We start from the raw sequence: 22,122 nt of genomic DNA on the forward strand, positions 1-22,122 counted from the left end.
CCGCCCGCCACCGCCGCCGCCATGCTCCTCGGGCAGGCCGGATTCCTCGGCGTGCAGCTGCCCGAGGAGCATGGCGGCAGCGGTGGCGGGCGGCGGGCGGCGGGTGGCGCATCAACGGTGGGAAGTACTGGACGTCGGGCGCAGACGAGGCCGTGCGGGAAGCGGACGCCGTCATCGTCGCGTCGCCGGGCTACCACGGCGCGATCTCCGGAATGATAAAGAATGCGCTCGACTACATCGAGGACCTTCGGGACGCCGAGCGGCCCTACCTCGACGGCGTTCCCGTCGGTTGCGTGGCGGTGGCGTACGGGTGGCAGGCGACGGTCTCCACCCTGGCCGGTCTGCGGGCGACCGTCCATGCGCTCCGGGGATGGCCGAGCCCGCTCGGCGCGGCGATCAACGCCTCGAACCGAGTCTTCGACGAGAATGGTGAATGCGTCGACGACCAGACCCGCTTCCAGCTCGAGACCGTCGCGCGGCAGGTCGTCGCGTTCGCCGAGCGACAGAGCCCGATGGGCCTGGCCGCGACGGGGCTGTAGCCGGTCGCTGCCGTGGGCCGGCTGGAGGCAGGCGCGTACGGTGAGGATGTGGAAGGGAAGCCGGGGTTGCGCGACCGCGATGTCCGGGGCCGTGCCCGCAACGCTCGGCCGCGAGACGCGCTGGGGCGCCCGCTGGGGTACGGCGAGACGGGGGTGGACCCGCTCCCTGTCGACTTGGTGGTGCCGCCGGTTGAGGCTCTCGCCTGGGCACAGCATTTGATCGAGTCGGGTCGGCCGTTTCAGGCTCATGAGGTGCTGGAGGCCGTGTGGAAGGTCGCGCCCGACGGACAACGCGAGTTGTGGCGCGGTCTCGCCCAGTTTGCCGTGGGCCTGACCCACCTTGCCCGCGGCAACGACGTTGGGGCTGCGGCGTTGTTCCGGCGCAGTGCCGACCACCTCGTGCCTTACGCGGCCGCGCCGCCCCACGGAGTGAACGCCGCGGGCCTCAGCCGGTGGGCCGCGATGCTCGCCGACGAGATCGAACGTGCTGCGGCGAACGATCGCAGTCAGATGGCCGCTGTCGGGGCCTCCGTAATCCTCGCCGTGAGCGACGGCTGCGTCGATCCCGGGGTGCGTGACGGCCGTCGGGCCGCCTTTCAGGAGGCGCGGGTTGGGTGTGGGCTCGCGGCGGGGTAGTGCTGACCTGCCGGCCTGAGGCCCCCGCCGGCACTGTTGCGTTCACCGATTACCGATGATCTTGACTGTAGATCGTCCCGTCGATGGAGCCCATGTGACCGAATCACGGAGGCTCCAGACACCCCGGACCGGCTCTGGATGACGACTCTCCCGGAAGATTTACGGCCAAGATCGGCCAGTCTTGACGGATGCAACAGCGCCGCTCGCCGACGCCGTCGAAGTCCAGGTGTGTGATCATCCGTGCGTTGACGACTGCCAGCTCTCCTCCGGCGACAGATCGGGAGCGGTGATGACGATCGCGTAGAGCTTCAGTGACCGCGGGTCGCGCCCGATCCGCTCACACGCGTCGTCCAGGCGCCGGGACACAGCGGCGACGGCCTCGACCACCCCGAAGGCGTTCAGGGCGACGGTCGACGGGTCCAGGGTGTGCAGCGTGGCCAGGTGGGCGACGAACTGGGGGGCGAGCTTGGCCCGCAGCCCCGGGCCGTAGGCCGTGCCGAGCCCGGACGCCTTGCGCTCGCCCTTTGTCGGCGCGGCGACACCACGGGCGAAGCCGCAGACCATCGCGGGCTCGCCCAGCTCGGCGCGGTCCTGGGCCACCCAGTAGGCGCGCGGCACGGGCAGGACGCCGTCGAGGGCCCGCAGGAGCTGGAACTCCCGGAGGCGGTGCGTTTCCACGACGGAGGCGGGCGGGTTCATCCGCAGCACCATGCGGTCGCGGCGCGGCTCGCCGTTCTCCGTCCACTCGAGGTCGAAGCTGAAGTGCTCCTTCGACGCGCCGCCCGGCAGCCGGGCGAGGCCGCTGATGGTGAAGGGGCCGTCCAGCCGGTGGGCGAGGAAAGCGTGGAGATGCTTGCTGATGTCCTCCACGCTGCGGGTGGTGTGCACGTCGTGCCCCCGGCGTCGCAGCTTCGTGCTGAGGACCTCATCGACGGTCGGTTCGACGGGGTGGCGCTGACGCAGCTCTCCGATGCGCCGCTCCACGCCCTCCGAAGCACTCGTGATCGCGTGTTCCGTGATGACCATGGCCGGAAGCTAACACCGGCCGTTTCGGGCACAACAGAGTAGAAACCTACTCTGTCTGGGCGCAGACGAGCGGGCGTCCGCGGACGAGTGCGGGGACGGCGCGCGCGGTGCGTTGCCCGTCGGCGCGGTCAGCGGAGAAGGCGCGCCAGGTCGGTCCGCCGGGACACGCCGAGCTTGTGGTAAACGCGCTGCAGGCGGTTGCCGACGGTCCGCACGGACAGCTGCAACTCGGCCGCGATGTCGCGGTCGGTGTGTCCCGCCGCGGCGGCGTCGCCGGCGAGCGCCTGCTCCTGGGCCAGGAGTGAGAGCAGCGTGTGCTGGACCCCGAGCCGCCCGAGCCGATGCAGCAGGGTCACCGCCTCCCGGGCGTCGCGGGCCGCGGGGCGGACGTTGCCGCGATCGCGGACGGTGCGCGACAGGTTCCAGAGGAACCAGGCCCGAGCCTCGCTGCTGCCTTCGTCAAGGCCGCGTTGGTGCTGCTCGCGGGCCAGCCGCTCGGCGTCCGCGAACCGGCCCGCCTGCACGAGGACCTCACAGCGGGCGTGGAGGTTGAACCACGGGTACCAGTCGTCAGGTTCCGTCAGGGCGACGCCGGCCTCATGCGCGCGGTCCGCCACGTCCAGACCCTCGCGTAATCGGCCGAGGCGCCCGAGGCCGAACGCGCCCACGACGCCCATCCACACGAGCGACCGTCCCTGCGCCCCGGTCAGCAGCGGCTCCAGGACGCGCACCGCGGCCCGCGGCACCTCGCTCCCCAGCACCAGCCCGGCGCGGTGGCTCGAGACCTCCGTCCGCAGGCCGGCATCGGCGATGGCGGCCTCCACCTCCTCGGCGACGCGCAGTCCGTCCTGCATCCGGCCGAGCGAGAGCCACAGGACGTCGATCCGGGCGATCGCCGCGCGCGCACGCTCCTCGTCGTTCGCCACGCAGCCCGCGAGCTCACGCTCGGCCGCCTCCCCCCATCCCTGCAGGGCGGCCGTCTGGGCCGCGAGCAGCCGGCCGTCGAAGCCGGCCCCCGCCTCGACGGCGGCACGTCGGGTTGTCCACCGCCGCCGTCGAGGCGCCAGAGCCCGATCCGCAGGAGGTCGTCGCGTCGGTGGCATCCGGCCCGCTCGACGATGGTGGCGAGGGAGCGGGCCATCGCGCCGACCCGCACGGCTGATGTCTGCGCCCGCAGCACGTCTGCGTAGATGGGATGGCCGAGACGAATCTGCAGACGGCGGCTGTCGAACGCACTGACAAGCAGGCCCTCCCGCTCCAGCTCCTCGATCAGGCGCTCGGCGGCCAGTGCGTCGAGCTCCGCGCCTCCGAGCGGTTCGCCGTAGGCCGTCGCGTGAGGCTCCTCCGGCGACGATGTTCTCACGTCGTCCGCCCGCGGGATCCTGTCCGTGCCCGGAACTCGTCCGTAGGCTCCGACCAGGGCTTCTGCGCTACGTGTCAGCGCACCAGGCGATCTACATGCCTTCCGTCCAACCGTGGCGGGCACGGGGTGGCTGGTGCGGCCGGGTTCGGTGGCCGCGGATGAGTGGGCGGTGCCAGCGCAGGATCCTTTCCGGGCGGACCAGCGGGATCGGCTGTGAGGTGCGGGGCGAGGAACTGACGTTCGCGGACCGAGAAGAGATCTCCAGGGGATCGGCGGGGACTTTTTGACTACCGCGTGGTCCGGGAGATGGCAAGGGCGGGCCTACCGATTCTCACCTGCGACGCCACAACATCATAGGCGCTCTGGGAAGTGTGGCGGCAGAGGCCGTCGCCGAGTCTGGCTGCGGTGTTCTCTTCCGGCGGATCGGCATTCTCGACAGATACAGTACGTGCCAGGGCGATGTTATTTACCAGCGAAGGGAGGTCGGCTTCCCTGGTATCGATGAGATCCGTCGCTGGCTGAAGGAACACGCGAAATGACACGTGAAGTCGTCATCGTCGACCGCGAGTGCATTGCATTTCGGTACATGGGGAGGCTCGTATGCAGATACGGGATTCGGCACGTGGTGTCGTGTTCAATGACGACAAGGAAATCGTGCTGTTGAGGTGCGAGGACACCGAGCCGGTGGATCCGCGGAACCCGGAGATACTGCGGTACTGGGTGACGCCCGGCGGTGGCATGGAGCCGGGCGAGACCCCCGAGCAGTCGCTCGCGAGGGAACTCTACGAGGAGACAGGCCTGGTGGACGTGGCGATCGGCGCTTGCGTCTGGGTGCGGGAACTGGAAGTGGTGCTCCCGGACCGCGGCCCGGTGCTGGGCCGCGAGCGTTACTTCCTGTGCGAAAGCCGGTACACCCGGCTGGCCGGGGAGAACATGACGGCCAGTGAGCGGGCGATCATCAAGGCCGCGAAATGGTGGGGATAGACGAGCTGGCGCGATCCGACGAGACCTTCCGTCCGCCGGGTTTGGTGTCCTTGGTGCGGTGGCTGCTGTCCGAGGGCGCGCCGCCCGAACCGATCACGATCGAGGGCCAGGCGTGTTTGAAAAGTGGGGGCGTGTGATCCCACCTTGATCCGGTTTTGTGACCGAGTGGTCACGATCCCTGTATGGCGCGGGGTGATCTGACGAACGAGCAGTGGACGGTACTGGAGCCACTGCTACCAACGGCGAAGATTCCCCTGGCGGGCTGGCCACAAAGATTCCCCTGGCTGCCGACAGTTGCTGCCGGCCCCTGGCGTGGGTGACCAGGGTCGGGCAGCGCCACGACAGCCTCGGGTGCGCACCGGTGACGGCGACCATCTGGATGTCGTGTCGTGGCGCGGTAGGCCCGGGATCCGTCCCGGTCAGGTCGTGGCCGGTACGGCGTGCTCCAGCAAGGTGATCCGTCTCCACCTGCGACGACGCACGATCGAGGCGGCTGTCCCCGAGTCGGCCGGGCCGGTCAGGAACAGGGTCCGGCGCGGATGGTGAGGTGGACGGCCACCTGTCTTTGACGCTGAGGCCGACGCGCTGCGCAACGTCGTCGCATGTGCCGTCAACAGGCTTCAGGAACACCGGCCGTTTCTCGATCCCGGCGGGCACGACACGTGCCGTGCCCGCTCGGACACCTTCGGGTCTCGAGGGAATCTCGGGGACGACCCGCGAACGATCAATAGATTCCCACCGCACGCACGTGCGGAAGACGTGCTAATGGGTGGGCGCGGTGGGAACGTTCACACGGGGATAGGCGTCGCCACGTCCGGCGGCAAGCCTGTCCGTGGGCAGCCGGATGCGGGTGCCCGTCCCGCACCCCGGGTGGGATGCGGGACGGGCACAGTTTTTTCTGAGGCCGTCACATTTCCGAGACCGTCACAAAAGATCTTCGGAAAAGAATTCGGGCTGGCGCACCGTTTCCTGCCGTGCGCGTTCGCTCTCACCGGCGAGCCGTCACACGAGGTGTTCTGCGAGCTGACCGCGCCGGGTGGCGGGACATGGCGGTACGGGCCGCCGAACGCCGAGTCCACCATCACCGGTCCGGCCGGCGACTTCTGCAGCGGGAACCCCCTGGTTCCAGGATCAGCGGTGTAGATCGACCGAATGTATGCTGTGGGACGCGGACGCGGTCCCGGCGGGTGCGACGGGGTGTTCGCGCTGGTCGGGCACGGTCGTCCGGTCGATGAGTTGCTTGCCCTCGACGTCGATGTCGGGCAGGAGCCGGTCCAGCCACGCCGGCAGCCACCAGGCGCGTCGTCCCAGCAGGGACATCACCGCCGGTACCAGGGTCATCCGTACGACGAACGCGTCAACGAGCACGCCGAAGGCGAGCGCGAAGCCCATCGACTGGATGATTGCCTGGCCGGACAGGATGAACCCGGCAAAAACGCTGATCATGATGATCGCGGCTGCGGTGACGACCCGGGCGCTGTGCCGGAAGCCGGTGACCACCGCGTCATCCGCTTCGAGGCCGTGGACGAACTCTTCACGCATCCGGGTGACCAGGAATACTTCGTAGTCCATGGCCAGACCGAACAGGACACCGATGAGGAAGATCGGCAGGATGCTGACGATGGGACCGGTCGTCTCGACACCGAAGAGGTTCATCAGCCAGCCCCACTGGAACACGGCTACGACCGCGCCGAAGGTGGCGACGACGCTGAACAGGAATCCCGCGGTCGCCTTCAGCGGCACGAGGATGCTGCGGAAGACCAGGACGAGCAGCACGAACGCCAGGCCGATGACGACCGCGAGGTAGGGCAGGAGGGCGTCGGAGAGCTTCTCGGACACGTCGATGTTGATCGCGGTCTCGCCGGTGATCGAGGTGCTGGTGCCGGTGGCGGTCTTGATCGTGTCTGCCTGGCCGCGGATGGTGTGCACCAGATCCTCGGTGGCGGCCTCGCTCGGTCCGGAGGTGGGGGTCACGGCAAGCGTCGCGGTGTCGCCCGCGCGGTTGAACGTCGGCGCGGTCACCGTGGCCACGCCCGGCAGTCCGGCGACGGTACGGGAGACCTGCTCGACCGCCGCGTGCGGATCGGCGCTGGACGAGCTGTCCACCACCAGCAGGAGAGGACCGTTGAAGCCTGCTCCGAACCCGGCGGTGAGCTGGTCGTAGGCCTTGCGCTGGGTGCTGTCCGGCGCGGCCGTGCTGTCGGTGGGCAGACCGAGCCGCAGATCGGTCGCGGGGACGGCCAGCAGGCCCAGGGCCAGGACGGACAGCGCGACGGCGACGCCGCGACGCCGCACGATCAGGCGTGACCACCGTTCGCCCATCGTGGGGGCGGCGCTGTCGCCTTCGGGGTCGCGGGCACGCAGCCCAGGGATGCGGCCGCCCACGAGTCGCCGGCCGGCGAAGCCGAACACTGCGGGCAGCAGGGTGAGCGCGATGACTACGGCGACGGCCACAGTGCCGGCGGCGGCGAGCCCCATCGACGTCAGGAACGGGATACCCACGACCGATAGCGCGGCCAGTGCGATGACGACGGTCAGACCGGCGAACACCACCGCCGAACCCGCGGTGCCCACCGCGCGACCCGCGGCTTCCTCACCGTCGAGTCCGAGGGAGAGTTCGTGCCGGTAGCGGGAGGTGATGAACAGCGCATAGTCGATACCGACCGCCAGACCGAGCATCAGAGCGAGCGTCGAGGTGCTGGAGCTGAGATCGATGAACCCGGTGGCGATCTGGATGCATCCCATGCCGATCATCACGCTGAGTAGTGCGGTCAGCAGGGGGAGTCCGGCCGTGACGAGTGAGCCGAAGGTGATGACGAGCACGACGGTGGCGACGACCAGGCCGATGACCTCGGTGAGGCTCTGTTCGGGCGCCCCTTCCACCGCGGTGCCACCGAACTCGACGCTGATCCCGGCGTCGCGGGCTGCCTCGGCGGCGGCGAACAGACTCTGTCTGGAGTCCTCGGTGACTTCGATCGGTTGCACGGTGTAGGCGACCTGCGCATAGGCGGTGTGCCCGTCCTGGGAGACGTCGTCGTGGGTGAACGGATCGCTGACCTGGGCGACCTGTGGTGTGGCGGCGATCCGGTGGATGGCCTCAGCGATGGCCTGTTCGTGCGCTGGATCAGTGAGAAAACCCTCCGTAACAGTGAAGACCACGCGTGCGGTGGCCGCATCGGCCCCCGCGCCAGGCATGCGTTCCTCCAACAGGTTGATCGCCTTCTGGGACTCGGTCCCCGGGATGGAGAAGGTGTCGGAGGTCTGGCCGGACAGGGTCGCCGCGCCGGTTCCCATGAGGGCCAGCAGTGCGACCCACAGGACGACGACCAGCCGCCGGCGGCGGTAGGACGCGCGTCCGAGCCGGTACAGGTAGGTGGCCAACGGATCTTCTCCTCGGGTGGGAAGTGTGGTGCAGCTACGCGCCGCTTGCCGGAGTCACTAGCCGATCGTCAGGTTTCATCGAGGGGAAAAGCTAGCCGTTCGTCAAGGAAATAGCAAGCCGATTGGCTAGTAGATGGCCTGCCGTTCGGCTAGCATTAAGATCGACGGCGTGCAAGGAGGCCTCCACGGCGGACCTGTTTCGCAGGATGATGGCTGGTGGCGGCATCCAGGTCGCCTGAACAGGCAGGAGGTCGAAGGCGGTGCCGACACAGCTTGAACCGGCAGTTCCCCGGACGGGAGCGGGGCGGGAGAAGCTGCTCGCGGCGGCCTTGGACCTGTTCGCCGAGCGAGGCGTCAGCGGAACCTCGCTCCAGATGATCGCGGACGCGCTCGGTGTGACGAAGGCCGCCGTCTACTACCACTACAAGACCAAGGACGACATCGTCCTCGCGGTGGTCAGCCCGGGGATGGAGGAGCTCGCCGTGATCGCGGGCGACGCCGAGCGGAAGCGTTCCCGTGCCGCTCAGGTCGAGACCGTGCTGGTCGGCATTGTTGACCTGATCGTTCGTAACCGGTCCCTCTACGCCGTCTTGCAGGGCGATCTCACGGTCGCGCACATCCTGAGCGAACACATGGCGTTTCCTGAACTGGGTACCCGGCTCATGGCGTTGCTCGCAGGACCCGATCCCGATCCCGGCACCATCGTGGCCGCGAGCATGCTGCTCTCCGGGCTGCGCGAAGCCGGGTTCGGACCTCGGGTCGCGAGCATCAGCGATGAGGAGCTACGCGGTCACATGCTCGACTGCGCCCGGCGCCTGCTCCGTCACCGCCGACCGCCGGCTGCCACCGCCTGACATCTCTTGTGAGGATTGCGACACGGCGCATCGGCCGAGGAACAAAACATCAGAAGGCCGCCGGTCGTAGGGAGGCCTGTGTGCCAGATCTAGATCTGGCGTAAACCAGTGCCGCGGCCGGCCGACGGTAGAGCCTCGTCCGGTGCCACCGGCCAGTCCTGCGGCGAGGGCCCGAGCGCGTGTAGTTGTTCCACCTGTAGGCGACACCAGGGTGATATCGGGAGTGAACCGGTCAGTACGTCGTCGGAGAACTTCGACCACGGGATCCAATACGCCTGCGCGACCTCCTCCGGGTTGATCCGGAAAGTTCCCGATGCCTGTGTGAAAAACACTGGACAGATTTCGTTTTCTACTGTGCCGTCGTCCATCACGCAGCGGTAGCGGAACATCGGTAGCGCGAGGTCGACACGCTGGACGTGCAGGTTCAGCTCTTCGGCCAGCCGTCGTGAGATCGCCGTCCGGAAGTCCTCACCGGGTGCCGGATGCCCACAGCAAGTGTTGGTCAACACCCCTGGCCACGTTCGTTTCGCGAGAGCGCGCCGAGTGACGAGTACGTGGCCGGCGGCGTCGAAAACATAGCAGGAGAATGCCAGGTGTAAAGGCGTTTGAGGCCCGTGGACAGTCGCTTTCAAAGTGGCCCCGACAGCATCCCCGGAAGGGCTGAGAAGAACGACGAGCTCTGGCGCTCTTCTTTTCGTCTCATCCGACCCGTGGGAATCAAGTGAAGGGGATGCCCTGTCATGAGGATGATTCATGGAAGCCATGATAGCATTTTCTTCCGACTGGCGTTCCCGTCAGAACGCATTGCTCGAATCGGAGAGGCCGAGACTTCGTATCCGGCCGCTGCGGCGGCTCCCGATCGCGTTCGGGCTGTGTACCGACCTCGCCGCTGTTCTGGTGGGGGTCGGATTTCAAGAGGCCGGGCCGTCCCCGCACGGCGGCATCACCTGTACCTTTACCTTTCTCGCGGGCAGCGGCACGTCCTCGCTGGAGAGCTCTGCTACGGAGTTGTGCTCGAGCCCGAGCAGCACCAAGCCGATCCCCGAGCGCGCCGTGTCGAGCGCGGTCTCGCCGTCTGCCCGGCCGTTCGGTGCTCACCGATCACCCACAAATGCCCCTTGCATTGTGTATGCATCATGCCCAGTCTTCCGGACGTAACCGAGGTCACACGTCGGGTCTGACCTGCGCATCGGCCGCCAGCCGCCACCAGAACCTGGAGAAGCAGTTGTCGCCCGATCGTGTTGTCACGGTCGCCGTTACCGGATCGGCACCTGCCGATGACCGTGGTCATGGCGTCATCGACGCTCTGCCCATCGCATCACACGATGTCCCTGCGCAAGGGTGCACCCGACTCGCTGGATGACTCGGCGTGCAGGCGCCGCCTGCCTGGACGCCGCTGAACTCGACGAGTCCCGACCTGGTCGGATCCACGGTTTCGGCCCCCTGCTCCCGTGCCCGGACCGGCACGTCGCATGGCGCTCCCACGTCCCACCGCAAGACGGCCGTGGTCGCGGGGTCTGTGCCGATTGCGGACTGTCCGTAGCGGCGAATCCATAACCAGAATTCCTGCTGCAGTCATCCGCGGGTGACCAGCCATTTCCAGGGAGTAGAACGCGAAATTCCAAACACCGGTCAGTCACCGGACGCACACCCGCGTGACTCATGACCGGATCGCGGACATGCCGCATTGAAGTGTCAGCACCCGCCGGAAGCCGACGCTGGCGACCACCGTCAGCGACTTCAGGCGCCAAGAAAGGTGGAACCACAGAAATGCCAACGACCCATAGAGTATTCAACGGAGAACGCACGGGCGGAGCGCGTGGACCCGTGGCTTCTAAGCGCTTACGCCTCCTGTTGGTCTCGGTGTCGCGTTAGTCACGGCTATCACCGCCTGTGGCAGCTCGTCCACGCCGAGCGGGAGCGACGGATCGTCGAGCAGCTCCTCGTCGACGGCTTCGAGCGGCGGATCGTCCAGCGAGGTCGAAAAGGCCAACGCCTTCATCAAGCAATACCTCACGCCGCCGACCAAGATCTCCATCACCGAACCGCTGGCGTCCCCTCCGCCCGCGGGCAAGACGCTGGTGTACTTGCAGTGCGAACAACCTCAGTGTCAGGTGGTAGGTACCGGCATGCAGGCCGCCGCGGAGGCCGCGGGTTGGCAGTTCAAGTCGATCCCCTTCCAGTCGACGAACCCCTCGACACTGACCTCCGGTCTCACGCAGGCGCTGCGGTACAACCCCGTCGCCGTATCCGTCGTTGCTATGCCGTACGCCCTCTGGTCGGCAAGTGTCCCTCAGCACCAGCAAGCTGGTGTCCCGATCATTCCCGTATTCGTCGGCCCGGCAGACAGCAATTCGACGATCATCGCCAATGTCGGGAACTCTGAGTACGCGGCTCTGAATGGTCAGTTCCTGTCGGCCTGGTTCATCTCGGATTCAAACGCCAAGGGGAAGGTGCTGTCGGTGAGCATCCCCGACTATCCGTGGGTTGGGGCGGTGGCGACCGGGTTCGAGGCCGCCGTCGCCAGCGGCTGCTCCGCGTGTGAAGTAACCAAGATCAAGGCTGGTATTCCGGACGTGGCCAACGGTACGATCAACACTAAGATTGTCTCGGCGTTGCGCAAGGATCCTTCCATCAAGTACGTCGTCGTCTCGAACTCGGCATTCGTGCAGCCTCTTCCCGCCGCGCTCGCTGCCGCCGGCCTGAGCGGCAAGGTCAAGCTCGCGGGCTGCTGCGGCACCACGGCACAACAACAAGGCTTGAAGAGCGGGCAGTTCGCGGCAGTCACCGGCGGAACCACCCTTGGGGGCTGGCACGTCGTCGACGCGGCGATTCGTCATGCACAGGGCCTGCCGATTCCCGCGAAGGAAGGGTTCCCCCCTGTCGGGCTGTTGACGAAGGACAACGAGCTTCCGCCGAGCGACAGCTATGACCAGCCGGCGGACTATGCAGACCAGTTCAAGGCATTGTGGAAGATTCGGTGAGTGTTCGGCCTGAGGACGCCTCGGATCGCGGGCCGCTTGCGCTCGCGATGCGGGGCGTGTCGAAGACGTTCTTCGGCCACGCGGCTCTGTCCTGCGTGGACATCGACGTGGCCGCCGGTGAGATCCACGCGATGCTGGGTGAGAACGGCTCGGGCAAGTCCACGATCATTAAGATCCTGGCGGGGTATCACCGGCCCGACCCGGGCAGCGAGATCACCGTCGCCGGCCGCACCTTGGACCTGGGTTCGCCGGACTCCGCGTACGCCCTCGGCTGCCGGTTCGTCCACCAGGACCTGGGTCTGATCGACTCCCGCTCCATCGCCGACAACCTTGCGCTGGTCGCCGGATTCCCGCTGAAATGGGGCACCGTCCGTGAGGCTGAGATTCGGCGCAACGCACGCCGAGACCTCAGCCGGATCGGACTGGATCTCGACCCGGATCTCCTCGTCGGCGAGCTGTCGCCCGCCGAGCGCACCGGTGTCGCGGTTGCCCGCGCGCTTCGGGAGGACGAGTCCGCACCGGTGTCGCTGCTGGTGCTCGACGAGCCGACAGCCACGCTGCCGGACGCGGAGGTTCAGCAGCTGCTGTCGATCGTGCGCACGGTGGCGGCTGGTGGGGTCGGGGTTCTCTACGTGACACACCGGTTGGACGAGGTCTTCCAGGTAGCCACGGCGATCACTGTGCTTCGCGACGGTCACCGGGTAGCCCGCCTCCCGGTTTCATCGGTGGACCGGGCGGAGCTGATCTCCCTTCTCGTCGGCACGGAGTTCGAGGACATACACCGCGTGTCGGACGAACTGCCGATGGAGCATGACCAGCCGCTTCTGGTCGCCGATGCGGTCTCGGCCGGCCCGATCGACCGGATTTCTCTCGAGGTACGGGCGGGCGACGTCGTAGGGCTCGCGGGAATCACCGGCTCCGGGCGGGAAAGCTTGTTGTCGGTCCTGTTCGGGGCCCACCCCAGACAGGCCGGCGTGGTCCGCGTCGGAGAGATGCGATTGCCGTCGTTGCGGCCCGATCTCGCGATGAAGGCCGGCCTCGCGTTCCTCCCCCCGAACCGTAGGTGCTCGTGGTCAGCTTGCAGACCGTGCACCACGTGGGTATGACCCCAGCGATTCTTGTGGCGATCGCCGTGTCGGTCGGGATAGGGACGGTGTCCGGGTTCATCGTCGTCAAACTGAAAGTCAACTCTTTTGTCGCCACGCTCGGCATGGCCACCGTTGTCGCTGCCATCCAGGCGATCATTTCGGGAGGAACTCAGCCGTTTCCACCGGTCAGTTCGGCATGGACCGGCTTCACCCAGAACACCGTATTGGGTTTTCAGATCATCGTCCTCTACCTCATCGTGCTCGCGCTCGTCGTCTGGTGGGTTCTCGACCACACGCCGGTGGGCCGCTACCTGTACGCCATCGGGGGCAGTTCGGAAGCCGCACGCCTCACCGGGATCAGCGTAGGCCGCTGGACGTGGCTGTCATTGACAGCGTCCGCCACGATCGCCGGAGTCGCCGGGGTCTTCTACGCCTCCCTGTCCGGACCGTCCCTCACCTTCGGCCCGGCCCTGTTGCTGCCGGCGTTTGCCGCGGTCTTCCTCGGTTCGACGCAGCTACGGCCTGGCCGGTTCAACGTCTGGGGCACGCTGCTCGCCGTCTACGTCCTCGCCACCGGCGTGCAGGGCTTGGAGTTCGTCACCGGAGTCCAGTGGCTCAACGACATGTTCAACGGCGTCGCGCTTCTCGCCGCTGTGTCCTTCGCGGTCTGGCGGCAAGGCTCGAAGAACCGACGTCGCGAGAGTGCGACATCCGCTGACCCACGGGCCGAGCAACCTTCTGGTGGCTTTGCCGACGCGGACGTCAAACAGCCGGTCAGGTCCTGACGGCAGAGGCCGTGATGATGGCCGAAGGTCGCGCGATCATGACCCTCCTCGCGCGACCGGAGGCCCCAAGGGGCTCCAGGGTGGGTGGCTCTGAACCATCACCCGCGGGGCCGGCTGCGAGGCCGTGATCGATGAACACGAATGAGGAACCATTCGGTCAGCTCATCCGGTGGGCCGGGCGCTTCAACGACGAAGATCCTTTCTGGTGTCCGGGGAGATCTTTTCTGGTGTCCGGAGACCGTCGCGGATCGTCGGTTCGAATCAGGTTGTCGTTGTGGATCTTCATCACCTTGTCGAACGCGACGCGATTGTGGGTGCGGATCGCCTCGATGATGCCGGAGTGCACGTCCAGGCTGTGCTGGAGCATCGGCTCGTGGCCATCGATGAACGTCGCCCGGCTCAGTGTGGCCTTGAGTAAGGCCATCACGCTCTGGTGCATGCCGTCCAGTACCGGGATCCGCGCGGCGGTGACCAGCGTGCGGTGCATGCGCATGGTGCCCTCGACGTAGCTGCGCGCGTCCCGGGCCGAGGCCATGTGGTCGTAGGCGTCCTGGATCGCATCGACATCACTGGCGGTTGCGCGATCGAAGGCGACAGCAGTCAGGCTGGCCTCGAGATGCATCCGGGCTTCGAACAGCTGGAGGGGATGCGTACCGGAGTCGTGAAACCACAGGTCCATCGCTCCCAGTCGCAGCTGTGGAGGCAGGCTGGCGACAAAGATGCCACCGCCGGTGCCCGGACGCACGCCCACCAGACCCCAGTTGCGCAGGATCCGCAGCGTCTCGTTCATGATTGTCGGACTGATGTCGAATCGTTCCATGAACTCGGCACGGCGGCCGAGGTGTACGCCGACCGGCAGCCGCGCCTGGAGGATCTCGTCCTCGATATCAGCGGCTACCTGCTCGGCACGCGATTTGCGAGCACTCGAATCGGGTCGTCGTTCGGCCACGGGAACCTCTCCTCGGACGTGGCGATGCACCATTCATGTAGTCAGCGTAAAGGCGTAAATTATATATGCACAATACCTTGCATCGGCGGGAGAGTGCACGCTTGTGGAGCAGAAATGAAGCACGGGTATCTGATGTGTGAATCGCTCTGGCAGCAGCGAGCGGCCACGTCGGACGAATCTTCCTGCGGAGCTGCCCGGGAGTCCGTACCGAATAGCTCGGTCCCGTTGGGCCGACACTGGCCCGCCGCCTCGACCTTGGTTGCGCTACGGTGTTGTTTTGCCGCTGGCAGTGACAAGCGCGCCATCCTTGCGTCCGTGGCGCTGGTGGCACGTGTTTCTCCGCGAGAAGTTATGGCACCTGCGCACAGACACCCCAGCAGGCGAACACCTTGGCATTGATGTTGGAGGTCGGTCGCGTACGAACCGAAGCCATCAGCTGGCAGGAGCATCTCGTAGCATTTTCTCGGCATAGACATGACCCACAACCCGCTTTTTGCCGGTACCGACGGGAACATGGCCGGGTTGCTGCGTTCCCAGCCCAGCCCAGCCCAGCCCGGCCTGGTCCGCGTCAGCCGGACACGACGCGCAGCGTGTCCGGCCGGCGGCTGTTGAGGCGGTCGAGTGCGGCGGATGTCGCCCCGTCGGCGGGGAGGTGGACGATCAGACGTTGATCGTCGTCGGCGGGTAGGTCAAGTGTTTCGTATGCCAGGCGTAGCTCGCCCGCCTCGGGGTGGGCCAGCCGTATGACGCCGCTGGACGTCGCCAGTCCGGGCACGGTGTCCACTCGCCGCGCGAAGGCCTCTCCGGCGGAGACGGTCAACTCGTCGGCGAGTGTCGCCATATGCCGGTTCGTCTGGAATGGCCCTTGCTTGAGCGCGGCGACCTGTTCGTCGGCGATGTGGTCCCAGTCGGGGTAGGCGGTACGCGCCCGGTTGTCGGTGAAGACGTATCGGGCGAGGTTCGGCGGTGTTCCATCCAGCAGGCCGATCGGTCCTGCCAGCCGCTCGTAACCGGCCGTGTAGGCGAGGATCTCGCTCAGCCGGTTGAGCAGCACGGCGGGGGCGGGCTCAAGACGGTCGAGCAGTGCCTGCACGGTGGGTCGCACGATGCGTGCCGGGGTCGCGTTGCCCGTGCACGGGAAGCCGCCGTCGGCTGCTTTGGTGAGGCGGTGCAGGTGGATGCGCTCGCTCGTGGTCAGCCGCAGTGCGTCGGCCAGGGTGGACAGTACCTGCGCGGACGGCCGGCGGTCGCGTCCCTGTTCGAGCCTGGTCACATACTCGACGCTGATTCCGGCGAGTGTCGCGACCTCGGTCCGGCGCAGGCCCGGCGTACGCCGGCGGGGCCCGGCGGGCAGTCCTACCTCGGCGGGGGTGACGGCTTCACGGCGGATACGCAGGAACATACCCAGCTCGTTGTCGCTCACGTTCCGAACGTAACAGCGGTGAGCCATCGGTATCGTGGCCCTGCCCCTACCAGTCTTCGCCCGGCCTTCCTGGGCTGCACGCAGGCCGTCAGGGTGAGGGAGGTGACCTCGATGGTCACCTCGTGACTCTGGACAGGACGCTCAGCTTCGCCGGGACCTCGAATTGCTGATGATCACAATTTGGCCGGTAAGAAATGAAAGCCGGTAGGACATGAATCGATGTGTTCGGAGGTGTGCTGTGGCTTCAACCGTGGCTGTGGTTGGCGGCGGGTACGGCGGTATCACCGTGGCAAAGGCTCTGGACGACATTGCCGAGCACCCGAAGTGGGCGTCCTCGGTGCCGGGCCGATCTCGGATATGAAAGGTAATCTGTTCGTCGATACCTATCTCGATCTGCTCGGCGTCGCAGTAGCGTCTTGATCGGTGCGTCGAGGCTCGACGCAGGGAGGAGTGATCGCCGGTGGTGGAGCGGAATGTGTTGTTCGGGTTCGGTCTTGAGACCGGAGTCAGCGAGGTGGGTACGCTGCTCGCGCACGCGGCGCAGGCGGATCGCGAAGGGCTTGATCTGGTCAGTGTGTCCGATCATCCCTATTTTGCCGACAGGTTGGATGCTTATGCGACGCTGGGGGTCGTCCTCGGCAGGACGACAAACATCGCCGGGGCGGTGAATGTCACCAACGTGCCGAGTCGCCCCGCACCGATGCTGGCCCGAACGATCACTGCGTTGTCTGCGCTGTCCGGTGGACGCGTCGTGCTGGGGATCGGTGCGGGTGGACTGTGGCAGGAAATCGCCAAACTGGGGGTTGGACGGCTCTCGCCGGCATCAGCCGTTCGCGCGATGGAAGAGGCGATCACCGTGGTAAAAGCGCTCTCCGGTGGCGGCGGCCCGGTCACCTTTGACGGGGAGTTCTATCAGGTCGTGGGCCTCGTTCCGGCGCCGGTCCCGACCCCGCCGATCTGGACCGGCTCGCTCGGCCCGAAATCGCTGGCGGTCACGGGGAGGCTCGCCGACGGCTGGATTCCGGGTCATGCCGCCGACTGGCGGAGCCAGCGGTTTGCTGAATCACGTCCCGTCATCGATGCGGCGGCCGCGGCCGCCGGCAGGGATCCGTTGGAGATCGCGACCATCTACAACATCCCCGGCCGCATCGCGACGTCGCCGCTGCCCGCTACCCGCGATGATTCCGGACGCTGGATCGGTGGCTCGGTCAGGCAATGGACCGACGAACTTACGACAGCGGTACTCGCGCATGGTGCGGCGGGATTCGTGTACTTCCCGGTCAACGATGGCACGCCGCCCGACATCGCACTCGGCAGGTGGGCGCGCGAAGTCGTTCCGGCGGTTCGCGAGGCAGTTCGTCAGGCTTGACAGCGCAGAGAAAACCTCATGCTCGACGGTCGAATAGGCGATCGGTATGGGCGTTGGTGTGTCTTCGTTCTTGGCCTTATCGTGTTCGGTGTCGCCTCCGGTTGATAACCGGATTCGCCGTAGCGGGTCTGTTGCGTTCAGCGGGCAGGACGTCGACGCATCGCTTGATCATGCCTGACCGGATGCCAGGACGACGGACCTCGCCAACGCAACAGTCCCCTTGTTTCTCACCTCAGCCACCGGCCAGTTCGTCGGTGGCGCTTCGTCCGGCCTCCGTGGCGCGGCGCAGGAAGTCGGCGAGTAGCTCGAGTTCGCTGTCCTCATATCCCGCGCAGATCTCGTCCATCGAGGTGTTCATCCCGGAGTAGAGGCGGAACAGTTCCGCGTTGCGGTCACGCAGGGCCCGGACGACGACGGCGCGACGGTTGGACGGGTCACGCTCGCGAGCCACCCAGCCGCCGCGTTCGAGCCTGTCGAGGATGCCGGTCAGGGTGGCCGGGTGCAACCCGGCGCGTCGTGCGAGGACGCTCGGGCTGAGCGGACCGACGCGGGTGACGATGTCGAGGCAGTCGAGATCGACGTCCTTGAGATCAACATGTCCGCTTACCTGATGGTTGAGTAGGGACAGCTGGATGCTCAGCCCGCGCAGTGACTCCTTGATCGCGGTGTTCAGTCGCCGTCGGTGCCGTTTTGCGTCCGCATCCCCAAGAGATATGGAATCCATATGATATCCTTTTCGTATTATTCGATCTACAGGGAACAAGGTACCTGAGGAGGGCCACCTATACAGATGAAGGGGTTACCATGATCCTGATTACCGGGGCGATGGGAAACGTCGGGCGTGAGGTGGTGAACCTGCTGCTGGCGGAGGGGGAGAAGGCAGTAGCCGTCACCCGCGATCCCGCCACCGCCGCGCTACCCGACGGGGCCGCCGTAGTGGGCGGCGACCCGTCCCACCCGACGACGCTGACCTCGGCGCTGCGCCGGGTCGAGGCGGTCCTGGTCAGCCCGCGCGCAGTTGGAGCCGCCACCGCCGAACTGCTGGCACTGGCCGCCGAGCACGGCGCGCAGCGCGTGGTGGCGCTCTCGGCAGTAACCGTGGAACATCCCGCCGGGTACCGGCGCTTCGCCGAGGAGTTCAAGGCGGTGGAGGACGCCGTCACCGCCTCCGGCCTGCCATGGACCATCCTGCGCTGCACCGATTTCGCTTCCAACACACGGGCCTGGGCGCCGCAGATCCGCTCGACCGGCATTGTGCGCGGCGCCTACGGCGACGCGGCGACCTCAACGATCCACGAGCGCGACATCGCCGCGGTTGCCGTACGGGCACTGGTGGACGCTGACCACGCCGGACACTCCTACCTGCTCACCGGCCCGCAGTCACTCACCCAACGCGACAAGGTCCGCCTCATCGGCCAGGCCCTCGGCACACCGCTGTCCTTCGAGGAACTCCCTCCCGACCAGGTCCGCCGGGCGATGCTCGCCCAGGGTCTTCCCGAAGACATCCCGGACAGGCTGCTGGGCTCCCTGGCCGACTACGCCACGCAGCCGGGACCGTCCTCGGACACCGTGGCGCAGATCCTGGACCGCCCCGCGCTCACCTTCGCGGACTGGGCAACCGAGCACACCGCCGACTTCGGCGAACCGGCGGGAAAGCACTCCTCCTGACCGTTGCGCCATGGGACCCGATCGACCAGAACACCCTCACCCATGGAGCGGGAGATGAAACTCACGATTCGCGATTACCGGCGGATCAATGGCGACCCGTCTTCAGCTCCGCGGGCGCCAGGCCAAGGAAGGCTGCGGTGACAAAGCCGTGGCCACGGATGGGCGTGCGTGGCAGGGTGTCGGAAATCGGATCGAAGAAAATAAACCCACCCCTCAGATGAAATGCTCGAGAAGTGAGCTGCTCGGCCCCCTGAGCGGCCGCTTTGCAGAAGGAGCTAATCGTGATCCGAGGACACCGAAGAGCGGCGACAAGCCCGGCAACCGGTGACATCAACCCAAGAAGACCGTTGTTCGGCCGCGCCATGACTGCGTTCGCTGAAGTGATCGGTAGAGCTGCCCGCGGGAGTGCGTGGTAGATCTCCCGGGCGACATACCGCTTCAAGCAGTGGACGGTCTCCTGAGGGGTCCGGCCTTCCGTCGTCCGGCTCCGCTGATATGCCCGAGTACGGGCCTGCCAGCGGAGCCGGACGATGACGATTCGGTGGAGAGCGGCGTTGGCCAGCCGGTCCGGATTGTTCCCGGCGGTGAGCAGCAGGGCCGCGGTCGCTGCCCCGGTCACCGGGACCGATCTCCTTCCATGGCAGAGCGGCCCGCCGGACGACCAGGCCAGGATGGTTGCGTTTCAGCGTGAGGATGCAGGGGGCGCCGCGACCGGAGAGGGCTGAACTGTCCGCGTCGCCGTAACGCAGGTCCTGCTCGGCGATTACTGCGAGGTCGGTGGCTCCGGCTGTTCGTCATGGTGGATGTCGATGAGCACCTTCCCGACCGCGCCGCCCTCGACCGCGTCGTGCGCGGCGGCTGTCTCGGTCAGCGGGAAGCGGTGTACCGGCAGCCCGGCGTCTTCGCCGGCCCGCAGGGCGCCCGCGGCCACGGCGGCGTTCACGTCCCCGACGGCTTGGCGCTTCGCCGCGTCGGGCATCGTGTAGACGAGCACGAACTGTAGGCGGGTGTTGGCGAACATGTGCGGCCTGAGGGGAACGGTCAGCTGCGAGCCGCTGGTGTCGGCGTAGATGGTGACGACTCCGTTCGGGGCTATGACCTGCTGGTTGAGCTCGGCGTTCACGATGGGGTCCACCTCGACCACTATGTCGACGCCGTCAGGGGCGGTTTTGCGTATCGCTTCGGCTGCGTCCGGTGTGCGGTAGTTGATGACGTGGTGCGCGCCGGCCGCGGAGGCCAACGCTGCCTTCTGCGGAGAGCTGACGGTGGAGACGACGTTCGCTCCGGCCCAGCGCGCCAACTCGATCGCGGCGTGCCCGACCGCTCCCGCGCCGCCGGCGACGAGCACGGTCCGGCCGGCCAGCGCGGACGGTCCGAGGACGGACGGACCGTCCGGGTGGACGGTGAGGGCGCGGTGCGCGGTCATGGCCGGGATGCCGAGGCTCGCCCCGAGATCGAACGAGGCGTCCAGGGGCAGCGGCACCGCCTGGCGCGCTGGCAGCACCACCGCCTCCTGCGCGGTGCCGTCGGCTCGCTGCCAGGCCGCTTCCCAGATCCACACACGTTGTCCCACCCGCGCGGGATCGACCCCCTCGCCGACCGCGTCGACGGTGCCGGCGCCATCCTGGTTGGGAACCAGACCCGTTGGCGGGAGCGACGACCCCAGTGCTCCCCGGCGGGCTTTCCAGTCCGTCGGGTTCACTCCTGACACGGCGATGCGGACACGGACCTGGCCCGGCCCCGGCTCGGGCTCCATCCGTTCCACCAGCCGCAGCACATCGGATCCCCCGACCCGCTCGTACACGATCGCCTTCATGCAGCGTTCCTTCCAGGATAATCATGACAAAACAGAAAAATCAGGACAGTCGGCGGGAAGGTCGTCACGTCCCCGTCTCCCCTGTGCGGGGAGCCGAGCCACCACACCAGGATGACCCGGCACCTGATCTTCCGGAAGTGGCCCGCAAGACACCATCCGATAGGATCTGGCCATGCATCGGGTCGCCGTGCTCGCCCTGGACGGAGTCATCCCGTTCGAACTCGGCATTCCAGCGCGGATCTTCGCTGCCGCCGTCGGGTCAGACGGCGAGCCGCTCTACGACGTGGTCGTCTGCACCGTCGACGGCCGGCCGGTACGCACCGATGCGGGCTTCACCATCGCTGTCGACCACCCCGCTGGGATCCTGGCGGCGGCGGACACCATCGTCATCCCACCCGTCCATCCGCTCGAGATCGGCCCCCACGGGCAGTTGCCCGAGCCGGTAGCCGGCACACTTGCCCGCATCCCGGCGGGTACACGCATCGTGTCGATCTGCACGGCCTCGTACCTCCTGGCCGCCGCGGGTCTGCTCGACGGTCGACCGGCCACCACCCATTGGCTTGAGGCCGACCGCTTCCAGCGGATGTTCCCCCAGGTGAAGGTCGATCCCGATGTGCTCTTCGTGGACGACGGCGACGTGCTCACCTCGGCGGGTGCCGCCTCCGGCATCGACCTGTGCCTGCACCTCGTCCGCCGCGACCACGGCAGCGAGGTCGCCAACCGCGCGGCCCGCCGCTGCGTCGTGCCGCCCTGGCGTGACGGAGGACAGGCCCAGTACATCGAACGTCCCGTCCCTCCACCATCGGCCGCCAGCACCGCTCCCACCCGTGCCTGGGCGCTCGAACGCCTGCCGGAACCGATGTCCCTGGCTGAGCTCGCCGCCCACGCGAGCATGAGCGTACGCACCTTCACCCGGCGGTTCCGCGACGAAGTCGGCCTGACCCCCGGCCAATGGCTGACCGGGCAGCGACTGGAACGCGCCCGGCACCTTCTCGAAAGCAGCGACCTGCCGATCGACCTCGTCGCCCGACAAGCCGGGTTCGGCACCGGCATCTCCCTCCGACAGCATTTCCGTACCTTTGTCGGCGTCTCACCGGCCGTCTATCGGCGTACCTTCCGCGCCCGGAACCGTTGACCAACCAACCAACCAACCGGCTGCTCATACCGCCCCGAACCCGGTGCTGGGAGGGCGCGCTGTCCTCGACGGGCCGGTTCCGTTTGAGGAGCAGGGGTGTGCGATTCCCCCTTGATCTGGTT

General features: G+C 67.1%; 21 protein-coding genes. 11 read left to right on the plus strand and 10 right to left on the minus strand.

The features are described from left to right. Together CV1CTNOD_RS11465 and CV1CTNOD_RS11470 are read left to right on the plus strand one after the other, a co-directional pair. On the plus strand, window positions 1–539 hold a 539-nt coding region (locus CV1CTNOD_RS11465; RefSeq protein WP_207386362.1), incomplete at its 5' end, for an NADPH-dependent FMN reductase. A 48-nt stretch (window positions 540–587) separates the two neighbouring features. Next, a complete protein-coding gene (locus tag CV1CTNOD_RS11470; protein WP_242606603.1) occupies window positions 588–1,175 on the plus strand; it encodes a DUF309 domain-containing protein in 588 nt (195 codons plus the stop codon). Between the two features lie 234 nt (window positions 1,176–1,409). Here the strand turns inward: CV1CTNOD_RS11470 and CV1CTNOD_RS11475 are convergent, their stop codons facing one another. Together CV1CTNOD_RS11475 and CV1CTNOD_RS11480 are read right to left on the minus strand one after the other, a co-directional pair. Further along, window positions 1,410–2,201, minus strand: coding sequence for a phosphotransferase (locus CV1CTNOD_RS11475; RefSeq protein ID WP_131786096.1), 792 nt, complete (start codon window positions 2,199–2,201; stop codon window positions 1,410–1,412). Between the two features lie 128 nt (window positions 2,202–2,329). Then, window positions 2,330–3,304, minus strand: a complete 975-nt coding sequence (locus tag CV1CTNOD_RS11480) for a LuxR C-terminal-related transcriptional regulator (protein ID WP_131786097.1) — start codon at window positions 3,302–3,304, stop codon at window positions 2,330–2,332. Between the two features lie 860 nt (window positions 3,305–4,164). Between CV1CTNOD_RS11480 and CV1CTNOD_RS11485 the strand changes: the two genes are divergently transcribed. Next, on the plus strand, window positions 4,165–4,548 hold the full coding sequence (locus CV1CTNOD_RS11485; RefSeq protein ID WP_131786098.1) for an NUDIX domain-containing protein: 384 nt from the start codon (window positions 4,165–4,167) through the stop codon (window positions 4,546–4,548). A gap of 1,131 nt (window positions 4,549–5,679) precedes the next feature. Here CV1CTNOD_RS11485 and CV1CTNOD_RS11490 read toward each other — a convergent pair. After that, window positions 5,680–7,929, minus strand: coding sequence for an MMPL family transporter (locus CV1CTNOD_RS11490; protein ID WP_131786099.1), 2,250 nt, complete (start codon window positions 7,927–7,929; stop codon window positions 5,680–5,682). Between the two features lie 260 nt (window positions 7,930–8,189). Here CV1CTNOD_RS11490 and CV1CTNOD_RS11495 point away from each other — a divergent pair, with 260 nt between their 5' ends. Continuing rightward, window positions 8,190–8,783, plus strand: coding sequence for a TetR/AcrR family transcriptional regulator (locus tag CV1CTNOD_RS11495; RefSeq protein ID WP_131786100.1), 594 nt, complete (start codon window positions 8,190–8,192; stop codon window positions 8,781–8,783). Window positions 8,784–8,872: 89 nt separating this feature from the next. Here CV1CTNOD_RS11495 and idi read toward each other — a convergent pair whose 3' ends face one another. Then, complete coding sequence (gene idi / locus CV1CTNOD_RS11500) at window positions 8,873–9,547, minus strand: isopentenyl-diphosphate Delta-isomerase (protein WP_131786101.1); 675 nt, start codon at window positions 9,545–9,547, stop codon at window positions 8,873–8,875. Window positions 9,548–10,617: 1,070 nt separating this feature from the next. Then, window positions 10,618–10,821: a hypothetical protein gene (locus CV1CTNOD_RS24675; RefSeq protein ID WP_207386363.1), complete on the minus strand. Its 204-nt coding sequence runs from the start codon at window positions 10,819–10,821 to the stop codon at window positions 10,618–10,620. 76 nt (window positions 10,822–10,897) lie between these two features. Here CV1CTNOD_RS24675 and CV1CTNOD_RS11505 point away from each other — a divergent pair, with 76 nt between their 5' ends. The 3 genes from CV1CTNOD_RS11505 to CV1CTNOD_RS11515 are packed head-to-tail and all read left to right on the plus strand — an operon-like array spanning window position 10,898 to window position 13,640. Next, entirely contained in the window at window positions 10,898–11,767 is an 870-nt protein-coding gene (locus CV1CTNOD_RS11505; RefSeq protein WP_278043897.1) for a sugar ABC transporter substrate-binding protein, read from the plus strand. Then, on the plus strand, window positions 11,764–12,873 hold the full coding sequence (locus tag CV1CTNOD_RS11510) for an ATP-binding cassette domain-containing protein (protein WP_242606604.1): 1,110 nt from the start codon (window positions 11,764–11,766) through the stop codon (window positions 12,871–12,873). The genes CV1CTNOD_RS11505 and CV1CTNOD_RS11510 overlap by 4 nt, the downstream gene beginning before the upstream one ends. Beyond that, window positions 12,870–13,640 (plus strand): ABC transporter permease, encoded by a 771-nt coding sequence (locus CV1CTNOD_RS11515; protein WP_242606606.1) that lies wholly within the window; start codon window positions 12,870–12,872, stop codon window positions 13,638–13,640. The genes CV1CTNOD_RS11510 and CV1CTNOD_RS11515 overlap by 4 nt, the downstream gene beginning before the upstream one ends. Before the next feature lie 157 nt (window positions 13,641–13,797). Here CV1CTNOD_RS11515 and CV1CTNOD_RS11520 read toward each other — a convergent pair whose 3' ends face one another. Next, window positions 13,798–14,589, minus strand: a complete 792-nt coding sequence (locus CV1CTNOD_RS11520) for a FadR/GntR family transcriptional regulator (protein WP_207386364.1) — start codon at window positions 14,587–14,589, stop codon at window positions 13,798–13,800. A gap of 568 nt (window positions 14,590–15,157) precedes the next feature. Next, the gene (locus tag CV1CTNOD_RS11525) at window positions 15,158–16,012 is read right to left on the minus strand and encodes a helix-turn-helix domain-containing protein (RefSeq protein WP_131786104.1); all 855 of its coding nucleotides are present in this window, start codon (window positions 16,010–16,012) and stop codon (window positions 15,158–15,160) included. Window positions 16,013–16,250: 238 nt separating this feature from the next. Here CV1CTNOD_RS11525 and CV1CTNOD_RS27335 point away from each other — a divergent pair, with 238 nt between their 5' ends. Further along, the gene (locus tag CV1CTNOD_RS27335; protein WP_278043898.1) at window positions 16,251–16,373 is read left to right on the plus strand and encodes a hypothetical protein; all 123 of its coding nucleotides are present in this window, start codon (window positions 16,251–16,253) and stop codon (window positions 16,371–16,373) included. A 99-nt stretch (window positions 16,374–16,472) separates the two neighbouring features. Further along, entirely contained in the window at window positions 16,473–17,381 is a 909-nt protein-coding gene (locus tag CV1CTNOD_RS11530; protein ID WP_131786105.1) for an LLM class flavin-dependent oxidoreductase, read from the plus strand. Between the two features lie 232 nt (window positions 17,382–17,613). Here the strand turns inward: CV1CTNOD_RS11530 and CV1CTNOD_RS11535 are convergent, their stop codons facing one another. Further along, on the minus strand, window positions 17,614–18,105 hold the full coding sequence (locus CV1CTNOD_RS11535) for a MarR family transcriptional regulator (protein ID WP_131786106.1): 492 nt from the start codon (window positions 18,103–18,105) through the stop codon (window positions 17,614–17,616). Window positions 18,106–18,185: 80 nt separating this feature from the next. Here CV1CTNOD_RS11535 and CV1CTNOD_RS11540 point away from each other — a divergent pair, with 80 nt between their 5' ends. Then, the gene (locus CV1CTNOD_RS11540) at window positions 18,186–19,049 is read left to right on the plus strand and encodes an NAD(P)H-binding protein (protein WP_131786107.1); all 864 of its coding nucleotides are present in this window, start codon (window positions 18,186–18,188) and stop codon (window positions 19,047–19,049) included. A gap of 85 nt (window positions 19,050–19,134) precedes the next feature. Here the strand turns inward: CV1CTNOD_RS11540 and CV1CTNOD_RS11545 are convergent, their stop codons facing one another. Further along, window positions 19,135–19,668, minus strand: a complete 534-nt coding sequence (locus CV1CTNOD_RS11545; RefSeq protein WP_131786108.1) for a hypothetical protein — start codon at window positions 19,666–19,668, stop codon at window positions 19,135–19,137. Between the two features lie 144 nt (window positions 19,669–19,812). After that, window positions 19,813–20,865, minus strand: a complete 1,053-nt coding sequence (locus tag CV1CTNOD_RS11550) for an NADPH:quinone reductase (protein ID WP_131786109.1) — start codon at window positions 20,863–20,865, stop codon at window positions 19,813–19,815. 172 nt (window positions 20,866–21,037) lie between these two features. Here CV1CTNOD_RS11550 and CV1CTNOD_RS11555 point away from each other — a divergent pair, with 172 nt between their 5' ends. Continuing rightward, window positions 21,038–22,000, plus strand: coding sequence for a GlxA family transcriptional regulator (locus tag CV1CTNOD_RS11555; protein WP_131786110.1), 963 nt, complete (start codon window positions 21,038–21,040; stop codon window positions 21,998–22,000). The last annotated feature ends 122 nt before the right edge of the window (window positions 22,001–22,122 follow it).

It is taken from the genome of Protofrankia symbiont of Coriaria ruscifolia (assembly GCF_900634745.1).
In the GTDB taxonomy this organism is placed as follows: Bacteria; Actinomycetota; Actinomycetes; order Frankiales; family Frankiaceae; genus Protofrankia; species Protofrankia californiensis.